General features: G+C 37.3%; 9 protein-coding genes. All 9 read left to right on the top strand.

The genetic code is table 11. The features are described 5' to 3' along the window. On the top strand, positions 1-735 hold a 735-nt coding region (locus LY60_RS13530), incomplete at its 5' end, for an RHS repeat-associated core domain-containing protein (RefSeq protein WP_212633491.1). Positions 736-1,145: 410 nt separating this feature from the next. After that, the gene (locus tag LY60_RS13525; RefSeq protein ID WP_145084875.1) at positions 1,146-1,949 is read left to right on the top strand and encodes a hypothetical protein; all 804 of its coding nucleotides are present in this window, start codon (positions 1,146-1,148) and stop codon (positions 1,947-1,949) included. A 48-nt stretch (positions 1,950-1,997) separates the two neighbouring features. Next, a complete protein-coding gene (locus LY60_RS13520) occupies positions 1,998-2,090 on the top strand; it encodes an RHS repeat domain-containing protein (RefSeq protein ID WP_145084872.1) in 93 nt (30 codons plus the stop codon). Positions 2,091-2,277: 187 nt separating this feature from the next. After that, a complete protein-coding gene (locus LY60_RS13510; protein WP_145084869.1) occupies positions 2,278-2,973 on the top strand; it encodes a hypothetical protein in 696 nt (231 codons plus the stop codon). 135 nt (positions 2,974-3,108) lie between these two features. Then, the gene (locus LY60_RS13505; protein WP_170226228.1) at positions 3,109-3,561 is read left to right on the top strand and encodes an Imm26 family immunity protein; all 453 of its coding nucleotides are present in this window, start codon (positions 3,109-3,111) and stop codon (positions 3,559-3,561) included. A 292-nt stretch (positions 3,562-3,853) separates the two neighbouring features. After that, the gene (locus LY60_RS13500; RefSeq protein ID WP_145084863.1) at positions 3,854-4,615 is read left to right on the top strand and encodes a ParA family protein; all 762 of its coding nucleotides are present in this window, start codon (positions 3,854-3,856) and stop codon (positions 4,613-4,615) included. Between the two features lie 3 nt (positions 4,616-4,618). Continuing rightward, positions 4,619-5,080, top strand: coding sequence for a late competence development ComFB family protein (locus LY60_RS13495; RefSeq protein WP_145084860.1), 462 nt, complete (start codon positions 4,619-4,621; stop codon positions 5,078-5,080). Positions 5,081-5,159: 79 nt separating this feature from the next. Next, positions 5,160-5,660 (top strand): chemotaxis protein CheW, encoded by a 501-nt coding sequence (locus LY60_RS13490; RefSeq protein WP_145084857.1) that lies wholly within the window; start codon positions 5,160-5,162, stop codon positions 5,658-5,660. A gap of 23 nt (positions 5,661-5,683) precedes the next feature. Then, positions 5,684-6,511, top strand: coding sequence for a chemotaxis protein CheW (locus LY60_RS13485; RefSeq protein ID WP_145084855.1), 828 nt, complete (start codon positions 5,684-5,686; stop codon positions 6,509-6,511). Positions 6,512-6,544 lie beyond the last annotated feature (33 nt).

Genomic DNA, 6,544 nt, shown 5'->3' with positions numbered 1-6,544 from the left:
CTTGATTTGGTGAAGCGCTACGCAACCCATGACTATGACAGCGTGCTTAGTATGTACTATGCCAAAGCAAGGTTCTATGATGCGCAAAACAGAAGGTTCGCTTCAACTGATCCGATCTTGGATGCGTCTAAGTATGACATCAGGAACTATTTGGATACCCCTGTACAGTTTACGCAATATATTTATGTAAATGATAATGCTATCACTTGGATTGATTCTACCGGTGAAGTAGCAGCTGCGGCGGTTGCTACAGCAGCAGAAGGACTGGTTGTTGCGGCGGTAGCTGCTACGGCAGTTTACCTGACAACACCGGAAGGACAAGATGCAATCAAACAACTGTCCGAGTTACTCGGTGCATCCATTCAATCGTTTGTTTCATCTGCGAAAGGATTCTTGGATCAAGTTGATGAAGCTATAGAATATTTTTATCAAGTTCAATGCGTTATTGTAGAGAATGTTCAGAAGAAGGTCGATGAAGCGGTTAAATCTGATAATCCGAATAAGGAATGGAACAAGAATACGGTTTATGTTCATTATGATACTGTAACCGGTAAAGTCTATTATGTTGGACGAACCAAGGATTTTGATAGAAGATATAGAGAACATGCAAAGAAGGTATTGGGGTTTTATGTAAGCAAACATCCTATTGGAAAAGATGTTAATAGAGATATGATTCCCGTTGTAACGGGTCTTACATCAACGCAGTCAAAGATTGTTGAACAAATATTAATATAATCTTTTTCCCTTGAAGCTCTGGAAAATATGCGCCGTGAAATTTCTGAAAAGAACTGGGTAAAAGTATTGGAAGAGGCAAACCGAATTTCAGAGTTACTTGAAGTTGATTTAAGTCTTGGTGATTTACTTCCATAGAAAGGAGAGTTGTGTATATAGATAATAAAGAGTTATTGTCTAACCTTATCAATTTCAATTTAAGATTAAACAATAAAATTGCATAACGATTATTCCATGAGACTGTCCGTGGGCAGTTGCAGTAATCTACAGCTGGGTACTATTGAAATATGATTCTTCAGTTTTATAAAGAAGGCTGCTGAAGCTATTCAAACATAACTTGCCCAGAAAGCCACTCAGTGGCTTTCTGGGCGAAAATCAATTTAAATCAATTTATTAATAAGGAGGAAAATGTAATGGGAACCTGGGGAGTTAAAATATTTGATGATGACGAAGCCTGTGATGTGAGGGATGACTATCGCGAAAGGATCATAACAGGTCAAACCGACGTAGAGGCAGAAACAGGAATTATCAATGAATATAGTGAAGACCCTGAACAGTCATTTTGGCTTCCGTTGGCGATTACCCAGTGGAAAGTAGGGAGATTAAGCGAACTAGTAAAGAAAAATGCTCTTGCTTCAATTGATAGGGAGCTTGATTCTCTTCATGAGTATTGGAAAAAAGAGGCTATATCTAAACGTAAAAAAGAATTACTTCATGCAAGAGAGACACTTTGTTCAGAAATGCCTGCTCGCAAAAAACTTAAGAAGCCATTTGGGGCGTGGAAATGCCCGTGGCCTTTGGGGAGTGTTTTGCAATATAAGATACTCTACCCTAAAGATGACAATCCAATATATAACCAATATGTACTGCTTCAGGTTATAGGAATTTCTGAAACTAAGCCAGGAAAGATTCCTTATGAGGTAATTGCGGTTAGGCTATTCAATTGGCATAGCAGTGTTTCTCCTTGTGATATTCTAGATGAAATACTGAGCAATCCACCTGAATTAGTTGATTTTTTGACTCGCGGAGGTACACGGAAAGAAACTCATAGTATAGCTCCTTTGCCACATATGATCAAAGAAAATGATATAAAATGCACTAGCAAAGAACCCCTTTCCGGTGCCGATGTGATTGCTAAACCGGTCTACTCTCCAACAAATAGCACTTTTGAGGAACTTATAAGTAGGACATTGTTAGCTGAAATGGACAGAAAATAAGTCTAGGAAGACTATTCAGAAACCACATCAAGGACGTTATATGATAAAATGGAAATATCCACCGAGATAATCAATGCAGCCGGTAAATCTTATACTTATATGTATGACATTCTTGACAGATTAATTTCTTCAACAGACTGAAACGGAAATTTTTGCACTATGATTATGAGGCCGAAGGAAATACAACGGGAAATACCGACCCTCTGGGATATACTTCATCACAGTCCTATGACGCATTGGAGCAACAAATTAAGTAGACTGACAGAAACGGCAATGTGCGTGAATACACCTATGATGCAGACGGCAACATGACTTTCTACATAGACTGATGGCCGAGGACGGATGGATGTCCCAGAGCGATTTCACCTACGACAGGCGCGGCAATCTGATTCGAGAGACCAACACAAAAAATGGCAAGGTTTCCGTCATCGGAGAGTATACCTACTACGAGTCAAACAAAATGGTGCTTGGGGTAAATGAGCTGGGAGAAAGCAGCGCATACCTATACAATGGTTTAGGAGCCCTTGTTGAAAATACATGGGTCATTAAAAAGAATGCTTACGGCTACCATGACGTATCTGCTCTGACAAACATGGTAGCGGGAGAGGTCGTTGTAGATCCACAGACAGGCAAGAAGGACAAAAAGGATAAGCTTGCTCCGGAGGTAGTAGCAGCCAGCCCTGAGCTTAACAAGACATCCACTGTTGTAAAGCAGTTTGTTGTGGACTATACTAGTGAGACCTTTGAACCACTGATGGAGTACGAGATAAACAGTCTTGAATACCGCTATGTCTACGGCAATGACAGACTAAGTGTCAACATCACCGGCGTAGATACCAGCTCGGGCAACCTAATTGAAAAGGTCAACCAGATAGGAATGTACTACCACATGGATTACCTGGGCACGGCAGATTATCTGACAAGTCCAATGACCGGAAAAGTAGAGAGCTGGACTCACTACAACGAATGGGGTGAAATTACCCACAACGCAGTACTAAATAGTAAAATCTGGTTTGTTATTTGAACAGGTTAGAGGGGCAGAACAGATGTTGTTTGAGAAATCTTAGGGATTTGAAAAAATGCTTAACAAGATTAACCCAATAATTGATGAATATCTAAAAGCAGCAGAAGAATTATTTAAGTAGGAAGGAGAGTGAAATTGTTGGTAAAAAGAGTTAAGTATGTTGAGGGAGATATTTTCGAATTAAGACTAGATGAAAATGGGAATATAGGGTATGGAAGGATACTCAAACTAGATAATCCCTCGATATTTGTAGAACTATTTGAACTGCACCCTTCACAAGACAGTAAAGAGCTAGCAACAATAAGAGAATTTAACACACTATTCTCTGTTTGGTGTACAGATAATGGTTTGAAAAATGGGGTATGGAATGTAATTGGTAATATTCCAGCAATCGGAGAAGTAACCATACCCGATTTTTGGACAACTGATGCATTTACAGACAAAATACTTTTGGTTAGAGGAGAAGAGAGAATAGAAATTTCAAAGGAGCAAATTGGTGACCTTCTGGCAGCAGGAATATACGGGCATGAAGCCGTTAGGCTTACATATATTCAACAACTCGTGAAGAAGGGATTATACCATAAGTAAGTAGTAAGAGCCAACAGACTTACTCCGTTGGCTTCTTTTATCTAAAATTCACTGGCTTACTTTGTATCAAATGAGTATTTATTTAGGACAATATTTATTATAAAATCCTCTAATGAATCTGTGTAGATTTCCACTTCCCCCCGATACGAAATTCACGTTACTAACCTCATTGTATTGCATCCATATTTAAATAACGTGAAATACTTTCCTTTGTAAACTTTGTCCTTGTTATATTATCAATTATTTGTTACAATTTTGTAAATAGAAAATTTCAAAGGAGCAGCTTTCACAGATGGCTAAAATAATTTCAATTTCAAACCAAAAGGGCGGAGTAGGGAAGACCACAACAACAGGAGCTATTGCAGCCGGATACAAAAGCCAAGGGTACAGAGTGTTGTGTGTCGACCTTGACCCGCAATCTAACTTGAGTTTCAGTTCGGGGGCTGAAACTGAAGATTGTCCCACAATTTATGAAATATTGAAGGGTGAGGCAAAAACAACATTTTCAATTCAAAAGTTGCCTTCTTATGATGTCATATCCTCCAACATTTTATTGAGCGGAATCGAGTTGGAGTTTACACAGACAGGAAGAGAATTTTTGCTTAAGGAACAATTGAGCGTAGTCAAGGACAAGTATGACTACATATTTATAGATACTCCTCCTGCTTTGAGTATTTTGACAGTAAATGCATTTACAGCATCAGATTACATTATCATTCCCATGCTGGCGGATATTTTCAGTCTCCAGGGGATTGCACAGCTTTCAGAAACAATTGAAAGAGTTAAAAAGTACTGCAATCCAAATTTGAAGGTTGAAGGAATTGTTCTAACAAAATTCAATCCAAGGACAATTTTGAGCAGGGAAATAAAAGGAACAGCCGAACTTATAGCACAACAGCTTGACACCAGTATTTTTAAATCAACAATAAGATCCAGCGTTTCCATAATGGAAGCACAGACGAACCAGCAGGATATATTTAACTATTCTCCTAAAAATCCGGCAACCATGGATTATATGGATCTGGTAAAGGAACTTATTGAAAGAGGGATATAACGCATGGCGAAAATTAAGAAAACATTTGACAGAGAATTGATGTACAAAAAAATAATGCCTACTAATTTAAAGAAGGAAGAAGAGCAGGAGGAAGGTGAAGATTTACCTTCAGCTGAAAAAATATATCCTGCGGAAAAAAGTGTACCCATGGAAACATCAATTTTTCAAAACAAGGAAATTAATGTTAAGAAGGAAGAAAAAAACGACGTTATTTTGTACAACGTCATGGAAAAACTTGTATTGAACAAGCTGGATGCAACTCTTAAAAAAATGAACTGCTGCAGGTGTGATCGCTGCAAGGAAGATATAATAGCTATTGCTTTGAATAATTTAAAACCAATGTACATTGTTGCAAACAAGGATAACATAAACCAGAAAATCCACGATCTGGGTGACATAGGAAGCGAAGTAACAACTGAAGTAATAAAGGCAGTTCTCACCGTTAGAAAAAATCCCAGACATTAATTTTATATTTCTTCTTAAATTTTATCTTTTTGTGACGATATCATATAAGAAATAACAGTATATTATATGAGGTGATCACATGCAGGATAAAATAAACACCATCGATGAAATCAATTTGGACGAAGACACTTTAAAGAATAAATATCTTACTTTTTATACAGAACATCAGCTGTTTGGAATTCCAATCGCTGATGTTGTTCAAATTGTGGGGGTACAGGAAATTACAAGGGTTCCTGAGTTTCCGGACTATGCCAAGGGAGTAATAAATTTAAGAGGAACTATTATTCCTATAATTGACGTAAGGCTGAGACTTAATAAGGAAGAAAAGCAATATGACGAAAGAACTTGTATAATAGTGACAAGCATCAACGGTTCATATATTGGATTCATTGTTGATTCTGTGGACGAAGTTGCAAAAATTAGTGAAGCCAACATATCAAATCCTCCTAAAATGGGTTCTGATTATGTCAGCACATACATAACTGGAATTGCAAAATTGGAAAATAAGATTGTATTGTTGATGAATCTGAAAAAAATGCTCAATGAAAAAGAAATTGAATTGATAACCAACCTGGATTAAATCTGTTGCAGAAGGAGAAAAATATGTACGAAGAAGCTCAAGAAGAATTTGAAGAAATTGAATTTCCATGGCTTGTTTTTAAAATAAAGGAAAATCTATACACTGTGAACAGCAGGACAATAACTTCAATTGTCATGCTGCCTGAAAAAGTAACAAAAGTTCCAAATGTGCCAAACTACATGCTTGGTCTCATTCACTTAAGAGGAAACGTGATTCCACTTACTGATTTGAGACTTTTGTTCAACATGAAATCAATTACAGAAGAATATGAAGAGTTTATAAAAATGATTGATGACAGAAAAGCTGACCATACCAACTGGGTAAATGAACTTGAACGTTCAGTATCTCATGATGATGAATTTAAGCTCACTACTGATCCCCATCAATGTGCATTCGGTAAGTGGTATGATAATTTCACAACTGACATAGAGGCTGTAAACTTCCATCTTAAAAAAATAGATGAACCACATAAAAAAATACACCAGGCTGCAATTGATGTTCATAACTGCACACATGACTGTGACAACTGCGACAGGGAAAAATGCCTGAAGGATGTGTTTAAAGAAACAAAAGAAAAAAACATGCCGTATATGTTGGGGTTATTGGATGAAATGAAGGAAATTTTCAAGCTCCACTACAAGGAAATGGTTATAGTGTTTGAAGATGACAATTCATTCATGGGCATTCTAGTGGATGAAGTTTTGTCTGTTGAAAATATAACGCCCTATGAAGAAACAGAAGAAATACGAAAAATGTGCAGGGAAGGTTTCGTAAAGGGAGTTGCAAAGGGACATAAAAACAATGATGTACTATTAATACTTGACGAAGAGAAAATTATGAACCTGGCATAAGTTGAAAAAACTACTAAATTTTCTCAAAAATGT

This window comes from Sedimentibacter saalensis, from assembly GCF_007830175.1.
Lineage (GTDB): Bacteria > Bacillota > Clostridia > Tissierellales > Sedimentibacteraceae > Sedimentibacter > Sedimentibacter saalensis.
The sequence above is the reverse complement of the archived record's forward strand: the minus strand, read 5'-3'. Positions and strand labels throughout refer to the sequence as shown.

Excerpts from the sequence above, each read along its gene's own strand:
- LY60_RS13520 (WP_145084872.1), top strand. The coding sequence starts at position 1,998 with ATGGAAATATCCACCGAGATAATCAATGCAGCCGGTAAATCTTATACT.
- LY60_RS13495 (WP_145084860.1), top strand. The coding sequence starts at position 4,619 with ATGGCGAAAATTAAGAAAACATTTGACAGAGAATTGATGTACAAAAAA.
- LY60_RS13525 (WP_145084875.1), top strand. The coding sequence starts at position 1,146 with ATGGGAACCTGGGGAGTTAAAATATTTGATGATGACGAAGCCTGTGAT.
- LY60_RS13510 (WP_145084869.1), top strand. The coding sequence starts at position 2,278 with ATGGCCGAGGACGGATGGATGTCCCAGAGCGATTTCACCTACGACAGG.
- LY60_RS13500 (WP_145084863.1), top strand. The coding sequence starts at position 3,854 with ATGGCTAAAATAATTTCAATTTCAAACCAAAAGGGCGGAGTAGGGAAG.
- LY60_RS13485 (WP_145084855.1), top strand. The coding sequence starts at position 5,684 with ATGTACGAAGAAGCTCAAGAAGAATTTGAAGAAATTGAATTTCCATGG.
- LY60_RS13490 (WP_145084857.1), top strand. The coding sequence starts at position 5,160 with ATGCAGGATAAAATAAACACCATCGATGAAATCAATTTGGACGAAGAC.